This window comes from Variovorax sp. LjRoot290 (assembly GCF_964253985.1).
Taxonomy (GTDB): Bacteria; Pseudomonadota; Gammaproteobacteria; order Burkholderiales; family Burkholderiaceae_C; genus Variovorax.
Genome location: NZ_CAXURW020000002.1, coordinates 1377855 through 1400642 on the forward strand (window position 1 = coordinate 1377855; position 22788 = coordinate 1400642).

General features: G+C 64.1%; 27 protein-coding genes and 1 pseudogene. 15 read left to right on the forward strand and 13 right to left on the reverse strand.

The window, feature by feature from the left end; genetic code table 11:
* Positions 1-16 precede the first annotated feature (16 nt).
* Positions 17-865 (reverse strand): TauD/TfdA dioxygenase family protein, encoded by an 849-nt coding sequence (locus tag ACSQ9A_RS35620; RefSeq protein WP_436307442.1) that lies wholly within the window; start codon positions 863-865, stop codon positions 17-19.
* Between the two features lie 116 nt (positions 866-981).
* On the opposite strand from ACSQ9A_RS35620, the gene ACSQ9A_RS35625 reads away from it, so the two are divergent.
* The 4 genes from ACSQ9A_RS35625 (at position 982) to ACSQ9A_RS35640 (ending at position 5303) form a co-directional block, all read left to right on the forward strand.
* Entirely contained in the window at positions 982-2031 is a 1050-nt protein-coding gene (locus ACSQ9A_RS35625; protein ID WP_093111863.1) for an AraC family transcriptional regulator, read from the forward strand.
* A gap of 141 nt (positions 2032-2172) precedes the next feature.
* The gene (locus tag ACSQ9A_RS35630) at positions 2173-3222 is read left to right on the forward strand and encodes a 3-keto-5-aminohexanoate cleavage protein (RefSeq protein WP_436307443.1); all 1050 of its coding nucleotides are present in this window, start codon (positions 2173-2175) and stop codon (positions 3220-3222) included.
* A 20-nt stretch (positions 3223-3242) separates the two neighbouring features.
* Positions 3243-4238 (forward strand): Bug family tripartite tricarboxylate transporter substrate binding protein, encoded by a 996-nt coding sequence (locus ACSQ9A_RS35635; RefSeq protein ID WP_436307444.1) that lies wholly within the window; start codon positions 3243-3245, stop codon positions 4236-4238.
* A 24-nt stretch (positions 4239-4262) separates the two neighbouring features.
* Entirely contained in the window at positions 4263-5303 is a 1041-nt protein-coding gene (locus tag ACSQ9A_RS35640) for an AraC family transcriptional regulator (RefSeq protein ID WP_436307445.1), read from the forward strand.
* A gap of 65 nt (positions 5304-5368) precedes the next feature.
* Here the strand turns inward: ACSQ9A_RS35640 and ACSQ9A_RS35645 are convergent, their stop codons facing one another.
* The 4 genes from ACSQ9A_RS35645 to ACSQ9A_RS35660 all read right to left on the reverse strand — a co-directional run bounded on the left by ACSQ9A_RS35645 (position 5369) and on the right by ACSQ9A_RS35660 (position 9079).
* A complete protein-coding gene (locus tag ACSQ9A_RS35645) occupies positions 5369-6427 on the reverse strand; it encodes a 3-keto-5-aminohexanoate cleavage protein (protein ID WP_436307446.1) in 1059 nt (352 codons plus the stop codon).
* Positions 6428-6480: 53 nt separating this feature from the next.
* Positions 6481-7323 carry a TauD/TfdA dioxygenase family protein gene (locus ACSQ9A_RS35650; protein ID WP_436307447.1) on the reverse strand — a complete coding sequence of 281 codons (843 nt, stop codon included), beginning with the start codon at positions 7321-7323 and terminating at the stop codon, positions 6481-6483.
* Positions 7324-7356: 33 nt separating this feature from the next.
* Positions 7357-8325 (reverse strand): tripartite tricarboxylate transporter substrate binding protein, encoded by a 969-nt coding sequence (locus tag ACSQ9A_RS35655; protein ID WP_436307765.1) that lies wholly within the window; start codon positions 8323-8325, stop codon positions 7357-7359.
* A gap of 157 nt (positions 8326-8482) precedes the next feature.
* The gene (locus tag ACSQ9A_RS35660; RefSeq protein ID WP_436307448.1) at positions 8483-9079 is read right to left on the reverse strand and encodes an RBBP9/YdeN family alpha/beta hydrolase; all 597 of its coding nucleotides are present in this window, start codon (positions 9077-9079) and stop codon (positions 8483-8485) included.
* Positions 9080-9206: 127 nt separating this feature from the next.
* On the opposite strand from ACSQ9A_RS35660, the gene ACSQ9A_RS35665 reads away from it, so the two are divergent.
* From ACSQ9A_RS35665 to ACSQ9A_RS35685, 5 genes are all read left to right on the forward strand, one after another.
* Positions 9207-10247, forward strand: a complete 1041-nt coding sequence (locus ACSQ9A_RS35665; protein WP_436307766.1) for an AraC family transcriptional regulator — start codon at positions 9207-9209, stop codon at positions 10245-10247.
* A gap of 348 nt (positions 10248-10595) precedes the next feature.
* Positions 10596-11132: a hypothetical protein gene (locus ACSQ9A_RS35670; RefSeq protein WP_436307449.1), complete on the forward strand. Its 537-nt coding sequence runs from the start codon at positions 10596-10598 to the stop codon at positions 11130-11132.
* 143 nt (positions 11133-11275) lie between these two features.
* The gene (locus tag ACSQ9A_RS35675; RefSeq protein WP_436307450.1) at positions 11276-11596 is read left to right on the forward strand and encodes a low molecular weight protein tyrosine phosphatase family protein; all 321 of its coding nucleotides are present in this window, start codon (positions 11276-11278) and stop codon (positions 11594-11596) included.
* Positions 11597-11707: 111 nt separating this feature from the next.
* Complete coding sequence (locus tag ACSQ9A_RS35680; protein ID WP_436307451.1) at positions 11708-12718, forward strand: serine hydrolase domain-containing protein; 1011 nt, start codon at positions 11708-11710, stop codon at positions 12716-12718.
* 67 nt (positions 12719-12785) lie between these two features.
* Positions 12786-13187 (forward strand): VOC family protein, encoded by a 402-nt coding sequence (locus ACSQ9A_RS35685; protein ID WP_436307452.1) that lies wholly within the window; start codon positions 12786-12788, stop codon positions 13185-13187.
* Between the two features lie 126 nt (positions 13188-13313).
* Here the strand turns inward: ACSQ9A_RS35685 and ACSQ9A_RS35690 are convergent, their stop codons facing one another.
* Together ACSQ9A_RS35690 and ACSQ9A_RS35695 are read right to left on the reverse strand one after the other, a co-directional pair.
* Positions 13314-13475: a hypothetical protein gene (locus ACSQ9A_RS35690; protein WP_436307453.1), complete on the reverse strand. Its 162-nt coding sequence runs from the start codon at positions 13473-13475 to the stop codon at positions 13314-13316.
* A 333-nt stretch (positions 13476-13808) separates the two neighbouring features.
* Positions 13809-14312: an O-acetyl-ADP-ribose deacetylase gene (locus tag ACSQ9A_RS35695; RefSeq protein ID WP_093111869.1), complete on the reverse strand. Its 504-nt coding sequence runs from the start codon at positions 14310-14312 to the stop codon at positions 13809-13811.
* A gap of 318 nt (positions 14313-14630) precedes the next feature.
* Here ACSQ9A_RS35695 and ACSQ9A_RS35700 point away from each other — a divergent pair.
* Positions 14631-14960, forward strand: a pseudogene (locus ACSQ9A_RS35700) (MerR family DNA-binding protein); the annotation flags it as partial.
* A 39-nt stretch (positions 14961-14999) separates the two neighbouring features.
* On the opposite strand, the gene ACSQ9A_RS35705 reads toward ACSQ9A_RS35700, so the two are convergent.
* Entirely contained in the window at positions 15000-15311 is a 312-nt protein-coding gene (locus ACSQ9A_RS35705) for a hypothetical protein (protein ID WP_436307454.1), read from the reverse strand.
* Positions 15312-15468: 157 nt separating this feature from the next.
* Here ACSQ9A_RS35705 and ACSQ9A_RS35710 point away from each other — a divergent pair, with 157 nt between their 5' ends.
* The 5 genes from ACSQ9A_RS35710 to ACSQ9A_RS35730 all read left to right on the forward strand — a co-directional run bounded on the left by ACSQ9A_RS35710 (position 15469) and on the right by ACSQ9A_RS35730 (position 19426).
* The gene (locus ACSQ9A_RS35710) at positions 15469-16122 is read left to right on the forward strand and encodes an ArsR/SmtB family transcription factor (protein WP_436307455.1); all 654 of its coding nucleotides are present in this window, start codon (positions 15469-15471) and stop codon (positions 16120-16122) included.
* Positions 16123-16152: 30 nt separating this feature from the next.
* On the forward strand, positions 16153-16908 hold the full coding sequence (locus ACSQ9A_RS35715) for an MBL fold metallo-hydrolase (RefSeq protein WP_436307456.1): 756 nt from the start codon (positions 16153-16155) through the stop codon (positions 16906-16908).
* A gap of 10 nt (positions 16909-16918) precedes the next feature.
* Positions 16919-18199, forward strand: coding sequence for an MFS transporter (locus ACSQ9A_RS35720; RefSeq protein ID WP_436307457.1), 1281 nt, complete (start codon positions 16919-16921; stop codon positions 18197-18199).
* 129 nt (positions 18200-18328) lie between these two features.
* Positions 18329-19054 carry a haloacid dehalogenase type II gene (locus ACSQ9A_RS35725; RefSeq protein ID WP_436307458.1) on the forward strand — a complete coding sequence of 242 codons (726 nt, stop codon included), beginning with the start codon at positions 18329-18331 and terminating at the stop codon, positions 19052-19054.
* Positions 19055-19066: 12 nt separating this feature from the next.
* Positions 19067-19426 (forward strand): DUF302 domain-containing protein, encoded by a 360-nt coding sequence (locus tag ACSQ9A_RS35730; protein WP_436307459.1) that lies wholly within the window; start codon positions 19067-19069, stop codon positions 19424-19426.
* Between the two features lie 118 nt (positions 19427-19544).
* Here the strand turns inward: ACSQ9A_RS35730 and ACSQ9A_RS35735 are convergent, their stop codons facing one another.
* From ACSQ9A_RS35735 to ACSQ9A_RS35755, 5 genes are read right to left on the reverse strand one after another with little or no spacing between them, the layout of a single operon-like run.
* Positions 19545-20237, reverse strand: a complete 693-nt coding sequence (locus ACSQ9A_RS35735) for a peroxiredoxin-like family protein (RefSeq protein WP_436307460.1) — start codon at positions 20235-20237, stop codon at positions 19545-19547.
* On the reverse strand, positions 20234-20668 hold the full coding sequence (locus ACSQ9A_RS35740) for a DoxX family protein (RefSeq protein ID WP_436307461.1): 435 nt from the start codon (positions 20666-20668) through the stop codon (positions 20234-20236). Before ACSQ9A_RS35740 ends, ACSQ9A_RS35735 begins: the two co-directional genes overlap by 4 nt.
* Entirely contained in the window at positions 20665-21468 is an 804-nt protein-coding gene (locus tag ACSQ9A_RS35745; RefSeq protein ID WP_436307462.1) for an HvfC/BufC family peptide modification chaperone, read from the reverse strand. Before ACSQ9A_RS35745 ends, ACSQ9A_RS35740 begins: the two co-directional genes overlap by 4 nt.
* A complete protein-coding gene (gene bufB, locus ACSQ9A_RS35750) occupies positions 21452-22309 on the reverse strand; it encodes an MNIO family bufferin maturase (protein ID WP_436307463.1) in 858 nt (285 codons plus the stop codon). Before bufB ends, ACSQ9A_RS35745 begins: the two co-directional genes overlap by 17 nt.
* Before the next feature lie 14 nt (positions 22310-22323).
* Positions 22324-22641 carry a BufA1 family periplasmic bufferin-type metallophore gene (locus ACSQ9A_RS35755; RefSeq protein WP_436307464.1) on the reverse strand — a complete coding sequence of 106 codons (318 nt, stop codon included), beginning with the start codon at positions 22639-22641 and terminating at the stop codon, positions 22324-22326.
* Positions 22642-22788: the final 147 nt, after the last annotated feature.

Genomic DNA, 22788 nt, shown 5'->3' on the forward strand with positions numbered 1-22788 from the left:
GGCGACGAGGCGCGGGTCAGGACGTGGGCGTGCCGATGATTCCGGCGCGTTCCATCTTGCGGTGGCAGGGCGGGTAGTCCATCACCGCGTAGTGCTGCGTGGCCCGGTTGTCCCAGATCGCCACGCTGTCAGGCTGCCAACGCCAGCGCACCTGGTACTCGGGAATGGCGGCCTGGCTCTGCAGGTACTGCAGCAGTGAGGACGAGCCCTGAACGAAGTCCTGTCCATAGCGCACGTTGGCCGGCGTATGGAAGTTGGTGAAGTGCGTGGTGAAACTGTTGACGAACAGCACCTTCTCGCCGGTCTCGGGGTGGGTGCGAACCACGGGATGCTCGGCGTCCGGGTACTGGGCCTTGAGCGCCAGCCGCTTCTCGATCGGCATGGCCGCGCCGAATGTCGCCTCGATGCTGTGGCGCGCCCGCAGCGGGGCGATCAGTGTCTTGATGTGCTCGGGCAGCCTTTCGTAGGCCAGCGCCATGTTCGCCCACATGGTGTCCCCACCGACCGGCGGGCACTCGACACAGCGCAGCACGCAGCCCATCGGGGGCACCTCGCGCCAGGTGGCGTCCGTGTGCCAACTGTTCTCGTAGCGATCGTTGGGTGCATCGGGCGTCTTGTAGATGCGCACCAGCCCGGGGTGCTCGGGATCGCTGCCGGCGACGGGGTGGTCTTCCAGTTCTCCGAAGCGGCGAGCAAAGGCCACGTGGTCCTCGCGACTGAATGTCTGATTGCGCAGGAACAGCACCTTGTGGCGCAACAGCGCAGCCTTGATCTCGCAGAACAGTTCGACGCTGCGAACTGCGTCGGCAAGGCTGACGCCATTGAGCTGTGCGCCGATGGCGCACGTCAGCGGTTCGATCTGCATGCTTGTCTCCTTCTTGGTGACTGACTGTAGGAGTCGCGCTGTATTGGCGCTTTGCAGTTCATGCCATTCGCTTGACATTTGATGCCAGAATCGGCGCACGACTGGAACGCTTCACGATGGCAGCCTTGGTGCGCGCAGCCGCGCTGACGAACTTCTCCGAAGTTGCACAAGAGCTCGGATTCGATCCGGGCGCGGCACTGCGCAGGGCGGGACTGCGCGCAGAGCTGATTCGCCAGCCGGACCAGCTGATCGAAGCGGATCGGGTTGCACGCCTGTTTGAGGATGCGGCCCGCGAGACCGGTTGCGAGTCCTTCGGTCTGCGCATGGCAGCGCGGCGCCAGCTCTCGAACTTCGGCGTCGTCAGTCTGCTGCTCATGCACCAACCCACGCTGCGGCAGGTACTGCTGACGCTGATCGATCACCTGCACCTGCTCAACGAGAGATTGGCGATCGAGGTCGAGGACGTCGGGAACCTGGTCGTGCTGCGCGAGGAGCTGGTTCTTCCGGTCGCCGCGCGCCAATCCATCGAACTGGCGATCGGCGTTCTCTACCGGCTGGGCGAGGGACTTCTTCAGGAGCGCTGGCGACCGACGAGCGTGAGCTTCACGCACCCACCGCCGGCGAACCCGGCGTTTCATCGTCGCTTCTTCAAGTGCCGCATCGAGTTCAATGGCGCCTTCAATGGGCTGGTGTGCCGGGCGGCCGATCTGGATGTGGCCAATTCGGCGGCCGATCCTGTGCTGGCCGAATATGCCAAGAAGATGATTGCGGCGCTGCCCGATGATCGGCAGCGCTCGATTGACCAGGAGGTTCGCAAGGCGATCTACCTGATGCTGCCGACGGGTCGCGCGACATGCAAGTCCGTCGCATCCGGCCTGGGGATCAGCATGCGCACGCTGCAGCGAGAGCTCGACGGATGCGGACTCACCTTCAAGGCCTTGATCAGTGAAGTGAGGCAGGAACTCGCGCGCCGCTATGTCGCCAATACCCACCACAGCCTTGGCGAGGTGGCGGCGATGCTGGGCTACACCACGCACAGCGCATTCACCCGGTGGTTCGGCACCCAGTTCGGCTGTTCGCCGGAAACGTGGCGCACCCGGTCTTCGCCTTCGGCAAGCCGTGCCGTCCGCCAGCGCCGTCCGCACGCGGGGCGAGGCGCGGCATAGCGTCCTTGAACGCCGGCAGCTGCAGGCAGTGTCGTGAAAAGCCAAGTGGGCGACGCCAAGCGTCAAGCGGGCCATGGCGCGAATCCAGAAGATGCAACCGTCCCGCACAACGCGGGCGTCCATCTTTCCACGGAGACCCACATGCACTTTCTCGACGACTCCCTTCTGCCCGAAAACCAGGAACCGCTTGTCATCCAGGCCGCACCCTACGGACCTCAATGGCTTCCGGGCGACTCCGACGACATTCCCGTCTCGATGGCTGACCAGGTCCAGAAAGCGGTGGATTGCTACAACGCCGGTGCCACCGTGCTGCACGTGCATGTCCGCGAAGCCGACGGCAAGGGATCGAAGCGGCTGTCGATGTTCAACGAAATGCTTGATCGCCTGCGCACCGCCGTCCCGAAGATGGTGTTGCAGGTGGGTGGATCCATTTCCTTTGCGCCGGAGAATGAAGGAGACACCGCGAAGTGGCTCTCCGACGACACGCGCCACGGCCTTGCCGAACTGACGCCCCGGCCTGACCAGGTGACGGTTGCCGTCAACACGAACCAGATGAACACGGCGGAGATGAAGACGCCTTCGGATGTCGAAGGTACTTCGTGGGTAGACCTGAAGAACAGCGCCTACCGGGAGATGGTGATTCCCGCGGGCCCCGCATTCGTGGAGGAGCACATCAAGCGCCTGGTAGCCAACGGCATTCAGCCGCACTTCCAGCTGGGCGACCTGGCGCAATTCGAAACCCTGGGGCGCATGATCCGCCGCGGCGTCTACATGGGCCCCGTCGTCCTGAACTGGGTCTCCATCGGTGGCGGCATGGACGGCCCCAATCCGCGCAGCATGCTGGAGTTCATCAACCATGTGCCGGACGGGGCGGTGCTCACGATCGAGGGGACCGCGCGCCAGACGTGGCCCCTGACCACCATGGGCATCTGCTTGGGAATGCATGTGCGTTGCGGCATCGAAGACACCCTGTTCGACAAGAAGGGAGAGCGCATCACGTCGGTCAAGCAGGTCGAGAAGCTGGCACGAATCTCCCGCGAACTTCATCGTGAAATTGCCACCGGTGACGAGGCCAGGCGCATCTACAAGATCGGCGTGACCTACAAGAGCGTGGAAGAGACGCTGGCGAAGAACGGATTCGCCCCGACCCGCAAAGAGGGACAGCGCGGATTCACGCAGTACGTCGCCTAGTTCGACCACGAAAGCGATGAATGGCCATGTTTCTCCATCTATTGAGGCTTCCCCTGATCTCCTTCGCAGCCTTGTGCTGCATCGGCGCAGGACCTGCATCGGCACAGCAGTGGCCGGACAAGCCCATCCGGCTGATCGTCCCCGCGCCGCCCGGCGGCATCTCCGACGCCGCCGCGCGATTGCTCGCGGAACAGCTGCGGACTCACCTCGGTCAGACCGTCCTGGTGGAGAACAAGCCGGGAGGCTCCGCCGTCATCGCTGAACGGGCATTGATGAACGCGCCAGCCGACGGCCACACCCTGATGGTGGGGCCGTCGAGCGTGCTCTCCGACATCCCGCTCACGGTCAAGACGCCCTTCGACCCGTTGAAGACGTTCACCTACGTCGGCGAGGTGACCGGCATGATCCACGTCCTGGTGGCCAACGCGAACTTCCGTCCGAATACGGTCAAGGAGCTGCTGGCTCACGCCGGGCAGCATCCCCGCTCGGTCAGCGTGGCCAACCTGAGCGCGGGCACGCGCTCCAATCTTCTGGGCGAGATGCTCAGGGAGCGAAGCGGCAACGACATCCTGGTGGTGCCGTACAAGGGCTCGGCCCCAGCCCTGGTCGACCTGATGGGCAACCAGGTTCAGCTGACCTTCGAGGTCGTGAGCAACGTGACATCGCTGGTGCGAAGCGGCAAGCTCAAGGGTCTGGCGGTGGCGTCGTCGAAACGGTCTGAGTTCCTGCCCGACGTCCCGACCTTCGGCGAGCTGGGGCTTGCCGACTTCGTGATGCCGGACGCGAGCGTCGGCGTGTTCGTCCTGAGCAGCACGCCGAAGGCGCTGCAAGACAGGATCCACGGCGAGGTGGCAAGGGCCGTCAACGCGCCGAGGTTTCGCGAAGCCCTGCTCGCGCAGAACTTCGATCCACCGCGAGGCGCTTCGCTGCAGCAACTGCGGCAATCCCTGGATGCCACAACCGCCCACAATCGGGCCATCATCGAGAAACTGCAGCTCAAGATCAGCCCCGAATGAGCAACGGGGCGCACAAACCGTCCCATGAAACATCTCGGTCGACTGATGCGCAGCGCCAGCTTGAGCGGTTATGTGGAACTCGTGGAGTCGCTTGGCCGAGACCCCCATGCGTTCATGCGAACCGTGGGGCTGCAGGCCAAGCTGCTGGACAACCCCGAGACGCTGATTCCCGGTGACGCCGTGCGCGAGCTGCTCGAGATCACCGCGCGCGCCACCCGCACCGAAGATTTCGCGCTGCGCCTCGCTGCGCGGCGCAAGCTCTCCACTCTCGGCCCCATCAGCCTCGTGCTGAAGGAGGAGCCCACGCCGAGGGACGCGCTCGACACGCTGTGCCGCTACCTGAAGTTGGTGAATGCCTCGCTGGTCACCCGCGTTGAAGACGCAGGCAGCGTCGTCATCATCCGGGAGGACCTGCTGCCAAGCCCCGGGCTGCCGATGCGCCAGTCGATGGAGCTCGCCGTCGGCATCATGTTCGGCATCCTGGGCGAACTGATCGACCCGCAGTGGCGGCCGATCCAAGTCTGTTTCACGCATCGCCCGCCGGCGGATGTCTCGGCGCATCGGGCGTTCTTCGGTCGCAACGTCAAGTTCAACCAGGACTTCAACGGCCTGGTCTGCGAGGCGGCCGAACTGCTGAAGCCCCGCGCGGTCGGGGACCACGGGGCGGCGCGTTTCGCGCGTGACTATCTGGAGGCGGCGCTGAGGGACCGCGGTGAAAGCGCACGCGAAACCTGTCGAGAACTGATCCTGGCCCTGCTGCCCGGTGGGGCTTGCACGGCGCAAGAGGTGGCTCGACTTCTGCGCGTTGATCGCCGCACCCTGCACCGTCGACTCGATGCGGAGGGGCTCACGTTCAGCAACCTGCTCGATCTCGTGCGCTCCGATCTGGTCAGGCGCCATCTGCGCGACAGCGACCTGCCACTCGGCGAAGTGGCCGAGCTGTTGGGTTTCTCAGGGCCCAGCAGTTTCAGCCATTGGTTCCGCAGCAATTTCGGCTGCAGCGCCTCCCAGTGGAGCAGGCAGGCAGCGGGCGCGGCCGCTCATGGAGAAGGCGGGGCATCCTGAGCCGGGCAGGCCAGCGCGAATCCGTCTTCGAGACGCAGGGCATGCGACATGCCCTCCACGAGGAGTCAGGCCGCCTTGCGCAGGAAGCCCTGGTTGGCTCCGTTGCGATTGGGCGCGAAGCCGTTGGCCAGCAGCGATTCTTCCGCCGTCTCGTAGAAGACGCCGATCTTCGAGATCTCGCGCGCCTGTTGGGCCGTGGCGATGGGGCGGCCGAATTCGCGCGAGATGCGCACCAGCTGCTCGATCTGCGCCGCGGTGCCGATCTTGGCCGTGCGTGTCTGGTTCCAGAGCACGTCCTCGGTGCCGCAGCGCACGTGCAGGCCCATGGCGATGCCCATCATGTTGACGGGCAGCACGTTGCGCACCGAGCTTTCCACCGTGAGCACCGCGCCGTCAGGAACCGCGCGCAGGAAGTTGGCGAGGTTGTAGATGTTCGGCGCGTCCATGCCGCCGCTGATGGCCACCCAGTTCATCACCAGCGGGCCTTTGTAGACGCCGCGGCGCATCAGCCGCTCGACCGACTCGAAGCTGTTGATGTTGTAGCACTGGAAAGCGCTCTGGATGCCGGCGGCCGTGAGGCGGCGGATGTGCTCCTCGACCCAGCCGGGCTGCGCCGGCACCGTCATCTCCCTGTAGGCCTCGAAGATGGCGGGCGTCTCCCGTGAGGTGCCCTTGAAGTCCGCCAGTTCGGCATGCTCCGTCACGTTCATCTGCGAGGTGTTGACGGTCACGGTCACCTGGTCCGGCTTCGGTTCGAGCTCGGCGAGCATGTGCCGCGTGTCGTCGGACAACCACTTGGCTGCGGCGCCTTCGGATTCCGGTGCGAAGCTGATCGATCCACCTACCTGGATGATCATCTCGGGCACCCGCGCACGCACGCCGGCGATCAGCTCGTTGAACTTGGACAGACGCTTGCTGCCCTTGCCGTCGAGTTCGCGAACGTGCAGGTGCAGTACCGTCGCGCCGGCGTTGTAGCAATCCACCGCCTTCTGGACCTGCGCCTCCATCGTGACCGGAATTTCTTCCGGGAAGTCGGATGGAAGCCAGCCCGGCGCATAGGGGGCGGCCGTGATGATCAGAGGCTGCTGGTTTTCGGGAAACAGGTGGCCGTCGAGAAAGTTCATGTCGTTGCGTCTCCGGGGTGCAATGCGAAATGTCGGGGATGGACGCAAGCCACTCAGTACGGAACGTCGCCGACGATGCCGGCGCGCTCCATCTTGCGCGGCGCAGGCCAGTAGTCGTTCAGCGCGTAGTGCTGCGTGCTGCGGTTGTCCCAGACGACGACGTCGCCAGGCTGCCAGGACCAGCGCACCTGGTACTCGGGAATGGTGGCCCGGCTGATCAGGTAGTTCAGCAGCAGCGCTGCACCTGGCGCCTTGTCGATGCCGTGTCGCACGTTCTCCGGCGTGCTGTAGTTCGCAAAGTGCGTGGTGAAACTGCCGACGTAGAGAACCTTCTCGCCGGTTTCCGGATGTGTTCGCACGACGGGGTGCTCCACCGGCGGATGGTCCTGGCCCAGCTTGATGCGGGCTTCCGGGGTCATGACGGCACCGAACGAATGCTCAATGCTGGCCTTGGCACGCAAGTGCTGGATCTTCTGCCTGATCTCCGGCGGCAACTCGTCGTGCGCCTGCACCATGTTGACCCAGATGGTGTCGCCGCCGACCTCCGGGCACTCGATGCAGCGCAGCACGGCGCCCATCGCGGGGCTCTCGCGCCACAGGCCGTCGCAGTGATAGGTGTTCTCGTAGCTGTGTTTGTTGTCGCTGCGATAGATGCGCACCAGGCCCGGATGCTCGGGGTCGCTGCCGACCACCGGGTGGTCCTCCAGCTTCCCGAAGCAGCTCGCGAAGGCCACGTGCTCGGCGCGCGTGATGTCCTGCCCGCGAAAGAAAAGCACCTTGTACTTGAGCAGCGCGGACCTGATCTGCGCAAAGAGTTCGGCGTCGCGTGACGCCTCCGCAAGGCGGGCTTCCATGACTTCCGCCCCGATGGAGGGCGTGATGGGTCTGAACTTCATTCTTCAGTCTCCTGTGGGATGGCTTGACGGCAGTCAGTTCGCCTGGATGTTGAACTTCTTGACGATGGCGGCGTTGCGCTCGGACAGCGCCTTCGTTTCGCTGAGCAGCGCGGGCGTGTCGACACTCAGCTCAGGCTCGAGGCTCGCGTCGATCAGCTTCTGCTGCACCGCGGGCGCCTGCGCTGCCTTTGCGATGATCGCGTGAAGCTTTGCCAGAGCGTCGGGCGGCAGCTTGCTGGAGCCGATGAAACCAACCCAGCCGCGGAACTGGAGGTCCGGGTAGCCGAGTTCGGTCGTGGTCGGCACGTCAGGGAGGTATCGGGACCGGCTTTTTCCGGTGAAGGCATGGGGGCGCAACTTCCCGGCCTTGATCAAGGGCATGGAGGTCACCATGCCGTCGAACATGATGTCGATCTGGCCGCCGAGCAGGTCTTGAAGCGCGGGCGGCGATCCGGGATAGCCCACGTGCTGCATGTCGAGTCCCACCCGGTCATTGAGGATCAGTCCGGCGTACTGCGACACCGTGCCGGGGCTGTAGCTGGCGAAGCTGGATTTGCCTTTGCGCGTCTTCAACTGCGCGATCAGGCCTTGAAAGTCCTTGGCTGGGTAGCTGGCCGCGGTCACGAGCACGACGCCCGACCTGGCCACCGACGCGATGGGGAGCACGTCCTTGAGCGGGTCGAAGGGCATCTTCATGACCTGCGGCGTTTCTGCGAGGACGTTGCTCGCCGCAAGCACGATCGTGTTGCCGTCGGGGGCGGCCTGCAGCATGGCCTGCAGACCGATCGCGCCACCTGCGCCCGGGCGGTTCTCGACGATCACCGGTCGACCGATGTCGATGGACATCTGTTGGCCGAGGACACGGGCGACGATGTCCATCGTTCCGCCCGGGGGCGCCGGAACGATGAGCCTCAAGGGTCGCTCGCCCAGCGCCCAGACGCTGAGCGCCAGCGACCATCCGATCAGTGCCACGCCGACGCGTGCGATTTGCAGCAGTTTCACTTTTGTCTCCGGTTCTTGTGATGTCCGACCCAGGTGTCGATGCCGCCAGTATCCGGCGCACCGGCGGGTTAACTCTTGCTTGTCTGGGACATTGATTTGTTCATCTGGGACATAGCCGCTCCGCAAAGAATCCAGTCTCGGCATGAGGGCGACGCGCTCAGGAGAGTTCACGAATCAACTCTTCCGCCCGCGGCCATTCACCGAAGCCGGAGTGCGGATTCAGGTGTCCGACTTCGCCAAGCTCGACGAAGCGGCTGCCCCACGATCGCGCCAGTTCGCGGGCACGATCGAGGTGTGTGAGGGGATCGTTGCTGCTCGCCGCGACGATGCTGGGGAACGGTAGCGCCGCGCGCGGGATCGGCAGCCAGCCGTTGTCCTTCAGTGCTTCGGTGGTCGGGTAGCCCGCCGGCATGGGAGTTTCGAGGTCCGCCGGTGCTGCCAGCAGCGCGCCGCGAATATCACTCACGCGACGCGTCGCCGCCCAATGCGCAACCATGATTGCGCCCGCGCTGTGCGCAACGATGATCACGGGTCCGTCGATGCCTTGCAGGGCCCGGTCGATCGCATCGACGCGTGCCCTGCAGCTCAGCTTTTCATGTTCGAGCGGGGGCACGCTGCGTACCAAGGGAAGCCTTGCTGCCAGCAAGGTTTGCCAATGGTCCGCCACATGGTCCCGAAGGCCGGGGACGATGAGCACAGTGGGGTTCGACATCGATCGCACGGATCCGGTGGCAGCGTTGAAGCCTTGGGTCATGAAGCGGGTCTCCTTTTGTCGCAGCGGCGGAAAGATGCTCCGGATTCTGGTTGCCGTGGTGGCCTACGGGTTGACAATGCGCGCCAGCGACTTACCCTCCGATGCCAACTCAGTGCCCAGGTCTTCGATGTCATCTTTGGTCCGTGCTGCAAGTCTTACCAACTACAGCGAGGTCGCTCGCGCAGGTGGACTGGATCCGGCGCGGATGCTTCTGGATGCCGGCCTGAGCCCGAGCGTGCTGCGTGAACCCGATCTGATGATCCCGGTCGAGAGCGTTGCGTTGCTGCTTCAGGCTTCGGCGACCAGTTCCGGCAACGAGAGTTTCGGCCTCTGCATGGCGGAGTCGCGGCGCCTGTCCAATCTCGGCGCCGTCGGAATGCTGATCCGCGACCAGGCGACCTTGCGCGACTCGCTCAACGTGCTGATGCGCTACCAGCCGCTACTCAACGGCTCGTTGTCGTTGATGATCGAAGAGTTCGCCAACGTGGTTGTCATCCGCGAGGAAGTGAAGCCCGGCCATGTGCATGAGCCGACGCGGCAGCGCATTGAACTTGCGCTGGGGGTGATGGTGCGTTTGATGCGCCAGTTCCTCGGGGCAGACTGGCAGCCCAGACGTGTCTGCTTCGCGCACCCGGCACCGCGGGACCTTCGCACCCATCAAAGGGTGCTGGGACGCTTCGTCGAGTTCGATCATGACTTCAACTGCATCGTCTGCGCGAAGGAAGATCTTGACGCGTGCAACCCGTCGGCAGATCCTGCAATGGCGAGATACGCGCAGCAACTGCTGGATGCATCGGTCAAGCCACCTGGGGAAGCCATGCTCGAAGACGTGCGACGCACGATCCTGTTGCTCCTGCCAAGCGGACGCTGCACGATCGAGCAGGTTTCGGAATACGTGGGCGTGGTGTGCCGGACGATCCAGCGTCGACTTGCCGACGAAGGGCAAACCTTTTCGTCAATGGTCAACGACATTCGCAAGGAGCTCGCCACGCGTCATGTCTTGGAGAGCGATCGACCGCTCGCTGAGGTGGCAACGTTGCTCGGGTTCTCTGCACCCAGCGGGTTGTCACGCTGGTTTCACGCCCAGTTCGGTTGCAGTGCGAAACAGAGTCGTGCGGAGCGCACCGCCGGGCGCCGTCGAGAAACATCCCCGCATGCACGGGGGTGACTCTTTCGGATGTGCACGCGCAGCAGTGAAGCCTCGGGAGGCAACAATCGGCCAACACCACACCTTCGCCAATGACCTTGCGTAAAAATTTCCGAAGCCAGGTTGCCAAGATTCGAGCGCCATGCGTCGCCCGAGGCTTGACCGCGCTACCCGCATAAGCGAAGAATCGCGCCGAAGAACAGGGCGAAGGCGAAGCCGGCCAGTGGCGCGGATCGCATTTTCAAGGCCCGGCTTGTTTGATAGCCTGTCGGCTGGTGGCCTCATAGGGTTGAAGGTGGGACACTCGCCGGGGGCTAGCGAAGTTCGACTTCTCGAAGGTCATCCGCGCAGATTCTGTAGGGGGAAAAGATGAAATCGATCGTGCATCTCGCGTTCGGCGTTCTGCTGCTTTCTGCTGTGGCGTTCCACGCCGGCGCAACGGGGACGAACAAGCTATGCAACGGACGACAGACGGACATCGTCTTTGCTGTAATCCATGAGAATTCGGACGATTCGGGTTCGAGATGCGAGCTTCAGGGATCGCGGTGCTACGTGACGCTCCAAGGCTGGTACACCATGAGGCCGGGAGTCTGCATGGACGTCGACGTGGGAAATCAATGGGAATCCTATCTGTCGATCTTCGTCAAGGATACGGCGGCCGGCCAGTACAGGCCAGAAACCTTCCCAGTCAACGACAGGTTCTACAAGGACAGAAACGAGAAGAACTCCGGAGTCGTTGACGTCACCGCGTGCATGCCTGTCGGGCCGTTCAAGAAAAAGCTGCCTGGAGCGCTCGCGCCCATGCTGAATTCAGCAGTCGCATGCGATCCCGGCGAGGCGCTGCATCCGGTCAATTACGTCATGCGCGGCGGACCGCAAACTCACGTCGTGGTCACGTTGAACTAGTGGGCTGTAAAGATTGGATCGTTCGCCGTGTCGCCACGGTCGGTCCTTCGCCCGAAACGGCCTACGTCTCAGATCGGCCAGGACCGGACGGTCAAGGGTCTGCCAGAATTCCTGCTCTACCCACCCCCGTCCAGACGCCACCAATGCGCCGCGTGCTCTTTATCTGCAGTAGGAACAGGCTTCGCAGTCCCACCGCCGAGAGCGTATTCGCGGGGCCCGACATCGAGACGGACTCCGCTGGCCTCGCGCCCGACGCAGACTGCGTACTGAGCATCGAACAGGTTGAGTGGGCGGACCTGATTTTCGTCATGGAGAAGCAGCACCGGGTGAAGCTCAAGCAGAGGTTCACGGCGTCCTTGCAGGGGAAAAAGGTCGTGTGCCTGGATGTTCCTGACCGCTACCAGTTCATGCAGCCTGAGCTCGTCACGCTACTGCAGCAGAAGGTTGGTCAACACCTGCGTTAGCGAGAGCGCCAGCGGAATCGAACGGCAAAAATCCGGCCAACTCCGGACCTTCGCCGGCACCCGCCATTTTTAAGCAGACGACGCGCTGCCTTTGCCTGACATTCAATCTACATGAGCGATTTCCGAACCGTCGAAACCTCGATGCACCGTCTGATGGCCGCGGCCGCCATACCGGGCGTGGCCATGGCCACGGTCGACGAAGGTAAGGTGAGGGTCATGCCAATGGGCGTGACGGAGCTTGACGCTGCTCGGCCGGTTGGCGAGACAACAGTGTTCGACGTCGCCTCGTTGAGCAAGCCGGTCGTCGCCTACGTTGCGCTTCAGCTCGTTGACGGCGGGACCCTCGACCTAGACCAACCATTGTCCGGAATCGTCCAGAAAGGCGTGCCGCCCCAACTCGCCTCATCACCCATCACAGCCCGCCATGTTTTGACGCACACCTCGGGTCTCCCCAACCTTCGCGGTGATGAACCGTTGCAGACTTACTTCCCGCCAGGGAGCTGGTTCAGCTATTCAAGCGTCGGCTTCGCCTATCTTCAAATGGCGCTCGAGGCCGCCACGAACGAGTCTTTGGAGGCGCTTGCACAACGCTTGGTGTTCGACCCATTGGGGATGCAATCGTCCAGCTTCCAATGGCGCGACCGCTTCAGCGAGGATGTTGCCTTGCCGCACGAGGGTGAAGAGCGGCTTGAGAAGCATCGTCCGGCCGCCGCTCATGCCTCCTATTCCCTTCAGACCACAGCTGGCGACTACGCAAAGTTCATGGTTGCTGTTCTCAACGGCACGTCGTTGAGAGAGGCGTCGCGCCGCCAATGGTTGACGCCCACAATGAGGGTGCCGAAAGGGGACGCCACCCACCTAGCAGACAGCCCCCCCGAGACCGAGCAAGAAATCGGTTGGGGCCTCGGGTGGGGAGTTGAAGCAACTGGCGGCACATTCTTCCAATGGGGAAAGATGGATGGCATCCGGGCCTTCGCAATGGGAAATCCAAGAACTCAGTCAGCAGTCGTCCTTCTGACGAACAGTAACCGCGGCCTTCGCTTGATGGATGTGGCGGCAGAAGCTACGCTGCCGGGCGAGCATCCTGCCTTCTCGTGGCTGCGAGCGTGTGTCACAGAGTGAACCCGCTCAACCGCCGCCGACGGCCAAACCCGGACCTTCCATGTTGCGAAAAGAAAGTGACGTGTAGATGCCTCAGTCAATAGGTCAGGTCGCGGTTGTAGTGCGCGACTACGACGAAGCGCTCAGCTTTTACGTCGGAATACTCGGGTTCACTCTTGTTGAGGACACGTATGTGCCCGAACAAGACAAGCGGTGGGTTGTCATCTCCCCACCCGGCGCCACGGAATCACGCTTGTTGCTCGCACGAGCCGCAAATGGCGAACAGGCGACGCGAGTTGGCAACCAGACCGGAGGACGGGTTTTCCTGTTCCTGTTCACGGACGATTTCTGGCGCGACTTTCGTTCGTACAAGGCCAAGGGTGTCACGTTCATTCGGGAGCCGAAGGAAGAGCCGTATGGCACCGTTGCCGTGTTCCAGGACCTCTACGGCAATTTGTGGGACCTTCTGCAGCCGCGGAAGCCCGTCTGACGGCAGAGTTCGGCCAGGGGCCGACATTCACCATGGGTCCTACGTGAGGCACAGGCCGGATTCATTGGGCTTGAGGGTTTTTTCGATACCGAGTTCACGGGGCTTACCGATGACGCTCAACTGGTGTCAATCGGGATAGTCGACGAGACCGGCCGCCTGACCTTCTACGCAGAGGTGATGGGCGTCGACGCTGCAGACTGCAGCCCGTTCTGCCGCGCGAAAGTGCTTCCGCTGCTCCAGGGCGGTCGCTTCGCCGTGCCGCTCGACCAGCTTCGAACTGCGCTTCATGTTTGGCTCTCCGCCTTGGGTCCGGCGGTGTTGGTGTGCGACTCCCCGCGCGACGCGGTTCAGCTTTCGCGCTTGTTCCCAGATGGGTTGCCTGCCAACTGCTCGGTCAGCGTTCTCGGATTCTGGGGAAGGGCGCGTCGACGCGTCCTCAACATCGGGCGTCGGTTGCACCGAAAGCACGGGCTGCGCGTGCACCACCCGCTCGATGACGCCAAGGCGAACCGCATTGCACTCATGTAGAGACGGCCCCTCGCCGTGATGGCCGCCACGGCGCGAGTTGACGAAGTGACGTTAGCCGCTCGGAGGAGGCGCCGCAGAGGACCGTGCCGGCGATTACAACAACGCTTCGTACACAGCGAGGTCCTTGTCCGAGAAGCAGCAGAAAACTACTTCCCCGAGCTCACCGTTTTCTGAGACGTACGCTCGCACCTGGGCGACTGCGATGCGCGCCGCTTGGTTGACGGGATAGCCATAAACGCCAGTGCTGATGCATGGAAACGCAATGGTCTTGGCGTCGACCAGCGTCGCAAGCTCGAGGGCACGGCGATAGCACGAGGCGAGCAGTTCGGGCTCATTCTGCTTGCCACCCTGCCACACCGGTCCTACCGCGTGCACGACATGCTTCGCTGGCAGCAGAAACCCCTTCGTAACCTTCGCGTTGCCGGCAGCGCAGCCCCCCAGTGCACGGCACGCCTCGAGTAGCTCGGGACCCGCAGCACTGTGAATGGCGCCGTCGACGCCGCCACCACCCAGCAATTTCGAGTTCGCAGCGTTGACGATTACGTCAACCTGCAACTTCGTGATGTCCGCCTTGATTGCACGCAGCCTTGTGGCCATTGCACTGCTCCTCCAGTCATTTCCTGGCGCGCTCTGTACGCCATTTGAGGACTATGATGGTCAAGCGCGTCCGCCGCAATCGGGCGTTTGCACCACCTGCGGGTGAGCCAACAATCAGGCGTGAGGCATGTACCGGCGTGCAGTCGTCTGTAGGCACTCAAACGGCGCTTCATCGGCGCCGTTTGTTTGAGGTGCACCATTGATACGTTCTTGCGCCGCCCCGCTCGGATTCCTTGGTACCTCCGCACCTCTCGCCGCGCAACCATGAAAAACTTCACGAAAGTGAGCCCCTAAGTCTGGTCTTCCTCTGTCGCAGAATACGGCAGCATCCGGCGCTACGGCAAGGCCGATGTGGCGCGGGTCCGATTCGTCAAGTCTGCCCAGCGCCTGGGCTTCAGCCTCGACGAGGTCGCCGGTTTGCTCACCCTGGACGATGGTGCGCATTGCGACGAGGCGCGCCAACTCGCGGAGCAAAAACTCGCCGATGTGCGTGCCAAGCTGGCGGACCTGCATCGCATCGAGTCGGTCCTGGCCAAGTTGGTGGACGACTGCTGCGCGAGCCGCGGCAGGGTGTCTTGCCCATTGATCGCCGCGCTGCAGGAAAGCCATAGCGGCAACGATCGGCTGCGGCCTCCCGCGAACCTCTAGTCCTGCGAGTCACGCGAAAGCATTGAACAGACAGCAGCGTCACACGACCCTCAGGATCTCCCAGCGTGGCGTTGCCGAGACAACATGGGGCTCCATGTCCTTGCTCCACTGCTTGTGGGCTTCAATGGCGCCCAGCTTGGTCCACGAATCATTCAACTCGGCAAGGTCTTGAACGCTGACTTCCATCTCGATGGTGGACTCCAAAGCCCCGATCGAACCGGTCGTGAGGCGCAGCTTGTCAGCGCTCCAGCCGACCTGTTCCCCGATATCGCCACACCACGTTTTCAGGGCGTCGATGACGGTCTGCTTGTGCCCGAAGCGGGCGTCGATATGCCAGCGCGCAATCATCATGATGTGTCTCCTTTCAGCATGGACAACAACAACTCGCTGCCGGTGGTCCCGCCGTCGCGAGACGCAGCGCTGCAGCCGGTATACGTGCCCGCATCCACGTTGGATGCGGCGCAGAGTTCCATTTACAATCAATCTAACGAGTGTTGGAATATAGTCAATGAGAGAGTTGAAAGACCATCTGTACGAGCAGGTCGCTCGCCTAGGCAAGGCCCTGTCCAGTCCCAAGCGCCTGGAGCTCATCGAGCTTCTGTGCCAGAGTGAGAAGGCCGTGGAAACGCTTGCGGCACAGGCGCAGATCAGCGTGAAGCTGGCCAGCGCGCACCTCAAGGAACTCAGGCAAGCGAAGTTGGTCGAGACCCGCAAGGACGGCAAATATGTGCAGTACCGGCTGGCGGCCCCTAGCGTGGCCGACCTGTGGGTGGCGCTGCGCAGCGAGGCCGAGGCACGACTGGTCGAGTTGCAAGCCGCGCTGGCGGCGCTCATCGAGCATCGCGGTGACCTCGAAGGCGTCGACCGGCGCGACATCCTGAAGAGGGCCAAGACCGGTGAGGTGGTGGTTCTCGATGTCCGCCCGGCGGAGGAGTTCGCCAGCGGCCACCTGCCCCACGCGCGTTCGCTGCCGTTGAACGAACTCAGGAAGAAGCTCGCCGAACTGCCGAAGGGCACCCCCGTGGTTGCCTACTGCCGAGGGCCGTTCTGCCTGATGGCCCGGGACGCCGTGGAGCTCCTGCGCGACAAGGGCTACAACGCGTTCCAGCTCAGCGACGGTATCGCGGAGTGGCGCGCGCGCGGGTTGCCGGTCGAAGCCTAGCGTCCAGACGAATTGAGCCGGGAGACAACGATGTTCTTCAAGCAACGGGCCACCGACACCGCGACGCTTTCGTACTTCCTCGGCTGCGCGGGGCACGGCCTGGGCATTGCCGTGGACGTCGTCGCAGGCGACGAGGACTGGTTCCTATCCGAGGCCGAGAAAGCGGGCGCGGCGATTGCCCACGTGATCGACACCCATGTTCATGCCGACCACTACTCCGGCGGCCTAGCGCTGGCACGTCGCAGCGGCGCGGCATACCGGCTGCACGAGAGCAATCAAGGGCGAGCGGCCTTCGACTTCGCGCCGATGACCGATGGTCAACGGCTCGAGGCGGGCAACGTGCTCGTCGACGTGCTACACACGCCGGGCCATACGCCCGATAGCGTCTGCCTGCTGGTGCGCGACCTGCGCCGTGGCGACGAGCCCTGGTTCGTCATCACCGGCGATACGCTGTTCGTCGGTGCGGTCGGCCGCCCCGATCTGGCAGGCCGGGAGCAAGAGATGGCGGCACTGCTGCATGATTCTCTGCACCGCAAGCTGCTCGCGTTGCCCGGCGACCTCGAGATCTACCCCGGCCATCAGGCGGGCAGCGCCTGCGGCGTGGGCTTGTCGGGCAAGCCGGCGTCGACCCTTGGCTTCGAAAAGCGCTGCAATCCCATGCTGTCGATGCCGCGCGAGGAGTTCGTCGCGGCGTTGACGCGTGACATCGCACCGCAGCCGCAGGAGATGGCCCGCATCATCCAGGCCAACCTGCGCGGTGTGCTACCCGAACTCGCTCGCGCTTGAGCCGCGCAGCATGGAATACGGCATTCGCGCCAATCTCGGACAGGTCCTGCAGCAGTTGCTGCAGGTGCTGCTCGTGGGCATGACCCTGGGCATGATGCGCAATGTCGTGCCGGCGCTGGCCGAAAGCGAATTCGGCGTACCTCGAGGGTCCTTCATGCTGCTGGCGGCTTTCGTGGTGGCCTTCGGCTTCGTCAAGGGCGCGCTCAACTTCGTCGCAGGCCGCCTGGCCGAGCGCGTCGGCCGCCGCCGGGTGCTGATGCTCGGCTGGCTGGTCGCGCTGCCCATCCCGGCGCTGATCCACTTCGCGAGTTCGTGGAACTGGATCGTCCTGGCCACGTTGCTGCTGGGCGTGAATCAGGGGCTCACCTGGTCGATGACACAGACGGCCAAGCTCGACATCACCCGCGCGGACCAGCGCGGTCTGGTCATCGGGCTCAACGAATTCTCCGGCTATGTCGGCGTCGCACTCGCCGCGGTGATCACCGGCTACGCCGCCGCGCTGGCCGGGCCGCGCGCAGGACTGCTGTGGTTCGGTGTCATCGTCATCGGGCTTGCGACGCTGCTGGCGTGGGCGGCAGTCGCCGAGACGCTGCCCTGGGCCCATGCCGAGGCCCGGCGCCACGCCGCAGGACAAGCTACGCAGGACCTGCGCCCGCACCATCCGATCACGCTGAGCGCGCCGCCGTCCACCGGCGAGATATTCGCGCTGATGAGCTGGCGCGACCGCCGCATGGCCGCGCTCTGCCAGGCCGGCCTGGTCGAGAAGTTCGTCGACGCGCTGGTCTGGGTGTTCTGGCCGGTCTACCTGCACCAGCACGGCGTGAGCCTGCCCGGCATCGGCTGGATCGTCGGCGTCTACGGTTTCACCTGGGGCGGCGCGCAACTCATCACCGGCCGCCTGTCGGACCGCGTCGGACGCCATCGGCTCAACACCTGGGGCATGTGGATCTGCGGCGTGGGCGTGGCCTTGCTGCCGATGGGTACGGGCTCGGCTTGGTGGAGCCTCTCGGCCGCCGTCGCGGGCCTGGGTATGGCGATGCTCTACCCGAACCTGAGTGCCGCAGTTGCCGACATCGCGCAACCGAACTGGCGCGCCTCGGCGATCGGTATCTACCGTTTCTGGCGGGACCTCGGCTACGGCATCGGTGCCCTGGCGCTCGGCGGCGCCGCGGCGCTGGGTGGCCACATCGAGAGCGCGTTCTGGTTCGTGGCCGTGGCGATGGGGCTGTCGGGCCTCGCGCTACACCTGTTGGGCGAGGAGACGCATCCGCGGCTCAGCGCCGCCCGTTGAATGCAATCGACCCACGTGGCCGGTGCGTGGCTCGGTCTATTAGTAAGAAACTCGACAGCGCCGCCCGCCTACGGATCCAACCAGCAAGATCGCGGCGGCCGTGCGAACCTTCAAGGACACCGAGGCAATATGAAACTTCGCGCCATCACCTTCGACACCGGTGGAACTGTGCTCGATTGGCACAGCGGTGTCGTGCAAGCTCTCCGTCGGGTCGCTCACCAACAACAGGCTTCGCAAGCCGATTGGCATGCCATCGCCAACGATTGGCGCAGGCGCACCATGGCCGCGATCGTCGGGCTTAACCGGCCGACCTTCGATATGGACGATGTACATCGCTGGACCCTCGACGAGTCATTGACTCACTTCGGTCTGCAGGCACTGACACCGGCGCAGCGACACGAGATCTGGCGTGCGTGGCACGAACTGGACGCCTGGCCCGACTTTCCCGCTGCCATGGCGACATTGCGTCAGGTCCTGCCCGTCGTCTCGTTCACGATGTTGCCCACGTCATTGGTGATCGATGTTTCTCGCAGGAACGCCTTGACCTGGGATGCCGTGATCTCGTGCGAAATGATCGGCGTCTACAAGCCGCATGCGCAGGCGTACGAAACGGCGGCGCGATGGCTGGCCCTTCCGTCTTCCGAGATCCTCATGGTGGCTTGCCACAACTTCGACCTCAACGCCGCCCACGCGGCGGGCTATCGAACCGCTTTCGTGAAGCGGCCCGACGAATGGGGGCCCGAAGGACCGCCGGACCCGCATCCGAACATGGACTACGACTTCGTGGAGGATGGGTTCGAAGGTTTGTCGAGCAGCGTTTTGCGCGCACTCGGCGAGCCGGAAATTGGCCGATAAGCAAGGGAAAGCATGAAATTCGTTCGTATCACCGTCGCTGCAGCATGCGCGCTATGCGCCATCGCGGCCTTTGCTGCAGAGGGCCTGATTGCCATCAAGAGCCCGCACTCCCCCGCAGAAACAGCGTCGCGCTTCGAGGCTGCGGTCAAGCAACGAGGATTGACCGTGTTCGCGCGTATCGATCATGCCGCTGGCGCATCAGCGGTTGGAAAGACGCTTCGCCCGACCGAGGTGTTCATCTTCGGCAGCGCCCAGGCAGGTACGCCATTCATGGAATGCCAACAAACCGTGGGGATCGACCTACCGCTCAAGGCCTTGATCTGGCAGGACGCCAACCGTCAGACCTGGTTCGGCTACAACGACCCTGCCTAGCTCGCCAGACGGCATGGGGTGGATGCCTGCCCGTCGGTCGAGGGCCTGACCAAGGCCTTGTCGGGTCTGGGCGCGGCGGCCACGACACCATAGGCTCGCGTTTGATGCTTCTGCGCGGTCAAACGGCACCGACGTACTCACCGCGGGCCGGGTAGTTCTTCGCGAGCGCGAAGTCGAGCGCGCCGAGCAAGTCGTCGAAATGCGGGCGCGCAAAGGGCATGGTCTGAACCGAGCCGTAATACAGCGTCGCGTCGGCTCGCACGATGAACACGCCAGGTTCAGCGAAAAGCGCAGGCTCTTCGATGCCGATGGACGTCGTGCCGCGCGAGGTGCTGATGTACAGGCCCCATTCCCGCGCCTTCGAAAGCGGCAGGTCGTAGCCGATGCGCAAATTCTCGGCCTTGAGCTTGTCGGCCATCGCCTGCGCGCGCTCGCGCGTGTCGCTGGAGATGGCAATGATCTTGACGCCGCGTTTCTCGAACTCAGGTTGCAAACGACCCAGTTCGAGCAGGTATTTGAGGCAGATCGGGCAGTGCAGCCCTCGATAGAAGACGATCAGCGAGAAATGCTCTGGTGCGTCTTCAGCCAAGGTGAAGCCGCCGTGCGCGAGCGTGGGTACTTGGAGGGCGGGGACGGGTTGCCGAGGCTGAAGCATTGGGTATCTCTCCGAGGGTGTTGGGTAGTTCGAGGCGCAAAGCGCCGGACCGAAAGTGAAGAACGATGATGACGTTTTTCTCGCCTGTTTGCAGTTGAGGGGCGATTGCAAGACGCCTGGGAGATGCAGCCCAACTGAGCAGCGCTTCGTAGTCAAGCCTCGTGCGAACCGACCCTCCGCCACAACCAATGATCGAGCGACCAGGCTCCGGGCCCCCGGCACAGCAGAACGAGGAGCATCGCTGCCCACTGAATGTGCGTCGGCCACGCCTGGGGATAGACAAGGATCTCGATGACCGCCGTCATGCCCAGCAGCACGGCGGCGGCGGGCCGGGTCAAGAGTCCCAGCACGAGCAACACCGGTGCGCTCAATTCGATGCTTGCCGCCATGTACGCCGCAAGCTCCGGCGGCAGCAGCGGCAAGCGATATTCGTCCGCGAACAGTGCAACGGCCGTGTCCCAGTTCGCGAGCTTGGTCATCCCGGAGTTCCAGAACACGGTCGCCACCGCGAGCCGCAGCGGGACCGCAAGGACAGTGTAGGGAGTCGCCTCGAGCCAGCGGCGCAGGCGTGCGAGAAGATGGATCACGGCGTTCCTTCCGGCCGGCAAGGCTTGTTGGCCGCACCGGCGAGCCGGAATGCGACCAGGCGCCCCGCACTCAAGTGCTGCGCGAGAAGTGCGGGCGCATCGACGCCCGCCGCCGACTCGAGCGCGGCCTCGAGTGGCCTGCCGTCGAACAGTGCGGCCGTGAAACGCCACGCGCCCTCGTCGAGGCGCTCGACTTCGACCTCGCCCGTCAGGCGCTGCACCAGCAAGCACACGGGCCCGCTGCCCGGATCGATCGCGGCGATGGCCTCGCCGTCTTGCTGCAGCACGGCGTGCCACATGCTGTCGACCGGGAAGTCCGAGCGCAACGTCGATACGGACGGGTGCGCCGTGAAGCACACCTTGCCGTGGTCGGCGGGTGCAACGGTTGCCAGCCGCTCCACCGTGAGCGGGTCGGCGTCGGACGCATGCAGCGCACGGTTCACCGCCCATTCGAGGCGAGCCACGTCGGCCAGGTAGGCGAGCGTCGCCGCAGGCTCGAAGCGCTGCAGGAAATCCGGAAACTCGGCGCCGTAGGCGTTCAGATCGGCGCGGCGCGGCGCTTGTTCGCGCGCGAAGATCTGCGCTGCGCCTTCGAAGAAGTCCGCACCGACCAGCCGATGCACGGCCGGAAATGACAGCCGCAGCGCGTTGGCGAGCGTTGCGACCATGGTGTTGCGATAGATGCTCAGCCGCTGCGCGGGCGCCAGTCCCGCGCCGACGATCAGGTCCGCCGCATGGTCGTCCGCATCCTCCAGCATGCTGCGCCGCATCGCCTGCTGAACATCATGCAGCGAAGGCATGGCCCGTCTCCTCGAGCAGCGCCGCGGCTTGGGCCGCCTCGGCCATCAACACGTCCATGGGCGGTATGTTCGTGTCCCACTCCACCAGGGTCGGCACTGGGCCGAACCGAGCCAGCGCCTGCGCATACAGTGCCCAGACCTCCGGCGCGACGCGCGAGCCGTGGTCGTCGATCCGCAAGGCCTGTCCGCCTTCGAGCTGCCTCAGCGTGTGGCCGGCGAGATGGATTTCGCCGATGGCGTGAGCGGGCAGCGCGGCCAGGTAGGTCGAGGCGTCCCAGCCGTGGTTGCACGCGCTGACGTAGATGTTGTTGACGTCGCACAAAATTCCGCAGCCGGTGCGCTGCGCCACTGCCGCGATGAAGTCCCACTCGGGAATCGTCGAGTGCTTGAAGCGCAGGTAAGTCGATGGGTTCTCGATCAGGATCTGGCGCTGCAGACAGGTCTGGGCCTGGTCGACATGGCGGCAGACGAGGTCGAGCGCTTCGTCGGTCATCGGCAGCGGCAACAGGTCGGCCAGATAGGTACCGCCGACGACGCTCCATGACAGGTGTTCGGACACGAGCCCCGGCTCGATCCGGCGCACGACATCCCGAATGCGTTCGAGGTGCGCGGCGTCCAACCCGTCCGCGCTGCCCAGCGACAGGCCGACGCCGTGCAGGGACACCGGATAGTCGCACCGGATGGCCTCGAGCGTGCGGATCGGCGCGCCGCCGCCCATGTAGTTCTCGGTATGCGCCTCCAGCCAGGCGACGGCGGGCCGTGTCTCGAGCACGGCCTCGTGGTGCTGGAAGCGCAGCCCGATCCCCGCGGCGGCCGGCACCGCGCCGCGTTCGTCGCGCATGGCCGCCACCGCGCTCAACTCGACTTCATGCTTCCGCCCTGGATCTTGGCGCAGTCACCCGCCGGCAGCAGCACGAAGGACTTGGGGTCGCGCGCCTGCGTGGACTGGCCGGCACAGGAGTGCTTGCCCTCGGCGCAGTCGTTCTTGGCGGCGGCATTGATGCCGTAGCACTTCTCCAGTTTGTTCTTCTCCATGCGCGCCATGTTGTCCTTGACGGCCTGTGGCGCCTTGCTCATGTCCATGCCTTGCGCCTGGGCCGCCATCCCCGATGCGGCCAACACCAGTCCGAGCGCGGTAGACAGCGCTGAACCTGCGAACACTTGATGAGTCATGGTTTCACCTCTCGCGTTAAGGCCTCGGGTCGAGACCGACACTCAAAGGTTCGTCCGAGGGCGGCGAAAGGTTACGCACCGCGAAAGAAAAATAGTCGCCCCGGCGGACCGCGTTGAGGGCTATCGTGCGTTGCGTGAGCAGCAACC

Excerpts from the sequence above, each read along its gene's own strand:
- ACSQ9A_RS35650 (WP_436307447.1), bottom strand. The coding sequence starts at position 7,323 with ATGAAGTTCAGACCCATCACGCCCTCCATCGGGGCGGAAGTCATGGAA.
- bufB (WP_436307463.1), bottom strand. The coding sequence starts at position 22,309 with ATGCGCGACGAACGCGGCGCGGTGCCGGCCGCCGCGGGGATCGGGCTG.
- ACSQ9A_RS35630 (WP_436307443.1), top strand. The coding sequence starts at position 2,173 with ATGCACTTTCTCGACGACTCCCTTCTGCCCGAAAACCAGGAACCGCTT.
- ACSQ9A_RS35745 (WP_436307462.1), bottom strand. The coding sequence starts at position 21,468 with ATGCCTTCGCTGCATGATGTTCAGCAGGCGATGCGGCGCAGCATGCTG.
- ACSQ9A_RS35660 (WP_436307448.1), bottom strand. The coding sequence starts at position 9,079 with ATGACCCAAGGCTTCAACGCTGCCACCGGATCCGTGCGATCGATGTCG.
- ACSQ9A_RS35665 (WP_436307766.1), top strand. The coding sequence starts at position 9,207 with ATGTCATCTTTGGTCCGTGCTGCAAGTCTTACCAACTACAGCGAGGTC.
- ACSQ9A_RS35705 (WP_436307454.1), bottom strand. The coding sequence starts at position 15,311 with ATGATGATTGCGCGCTGGCATATCGACGCCCGCTTCGGGCACAAGCAG.
- ACSQ9A_RS35645 (WP_436307446.1), bottom strand. The coding sequence starts at position 6,427 with ATGAACTTTCTCGACGGCCACCTGTTTCCCGAAAACCAGCAGCCTCTG.
- ACSQ9A_RS35720 (WP_436307457.1), top strand. The coding sequence starts at position 16,919 with ATGGAATACGGCATTCGCGCCAATCTCGGACAGGTCCTGCAGCAGTTG.
- ACSQ9A_RS35620 (WP_436307442.1), bottom strand. The coding sequence starts at position 865 with ATGCAGATCGAACCGCTGACGTGCGCCATCGGCGCACAGCTCAATGGC.
- ACSQ9A_RS35680 (WP_436307451.1), top strand. The coding sequence starts at position 11,708 with ATGAGCGATTTCCGAACCGTCGAAACCTCGATGCACCGTCTGATGGCC.
- ACSQ9A_RS35670 (WP_436307449.1), top strand. The coding sequence starts at position 10,596 with ATGAAATCGATCGTGCATCTCGCGTTCGGCGTTCTGCTGCTTTCTGCT.
- ACSQ9A_RS35685 (WP_436307452.1), top strand. The coding sequence starts at position 12,786 with ATGCCTCAGTCAATAGGTCAGGTCGCGGTTGTAGTGCGCGACTACGAC.
- ACSQ9A_RS35690 (WP_436307453.1), bottom strand. The coding sequence starts at position 13,475 with ATGAAGCGCAGTTCGAAGCTGGTCGAGCGGCACGGCGAAGCGACCGCC.
- ACSQ9A_RS35725 (WP_436307458.1), top strand. The coding sequence starts at position 18,329 with ATGAAACTTCGCGCCATCACCTTCGACACCGGTGGAACTGTGCTCGAT.
- ACSQ9A_RS35755 (WP_436307464.1), bottom strand. The coding sequence starts at position 22,641 with ATGACTCATCAAGTGTTCGCAGGTTCAGCGCTGTCTACCGCGCTCGGA.
- ACSQ9A_RS35635 (WP_436307444.1), top strand. The coding sequence starts at position 3,243 with ATGGCCATGTTTCTCCATCTATTGAGGCTTCCCCTGATCTCCTTCGCA.
- ACSQ9A_RS35730 (WP_436307459.1), top strand. The coding sequence starts at position 19,067 with ATGAAATTCGTTCGTATCACCGTCGCTGCAGCATGCGCGCTATGCGCC.
- ACSQ9A_RS35640 (WP_436307445.1), top strand. The coding sequence starts at position 4,263 with ATGAAACATCTCGGTCGACTGATGCGCAGCGCCAGCTTGAGCGGTTAT.
- ACSQ9A_RS35675 (WP_436307450.1), top strand. The coding sequence starts at position 11,276 with ATGCGCCGCGTGCTCTTTATCTGCAGTAGGAACAGGCTTCGCAGTCCC.
- ACSQ9A_RS35710 (WP_436307455.1), top strand. The coding sequence starts at position 15,469 with ATGAGAGAGTTGAAAGACCATCTGTACGAGCAGGTCGCTCGCCTAGGC.
- ACSQ9A_RS35695 (WP_093111869.1), bottom strand. The coding sequence starts at position 14,312 with ATGGCCACAAGGCTGCGTGCAATCAAGGCGGACATCACGAAGTTGCAG.
- ACSQ9A_RS35625 (WP_093111863.1), top strand. The coding sequence starts at position 982 with ATGGCAGCCTTGGTGCGCGCAGCCGCGCTGACGAACTTCTCCGAAGTT.
- ACSQ9A_RS35715 (WP_436307456.1), top strand. The coding sequence starts at position 16,153 with ATGTTCTTCAAGCAACGGGCCACCGACACCGCGACGCTTTCGTACTTC.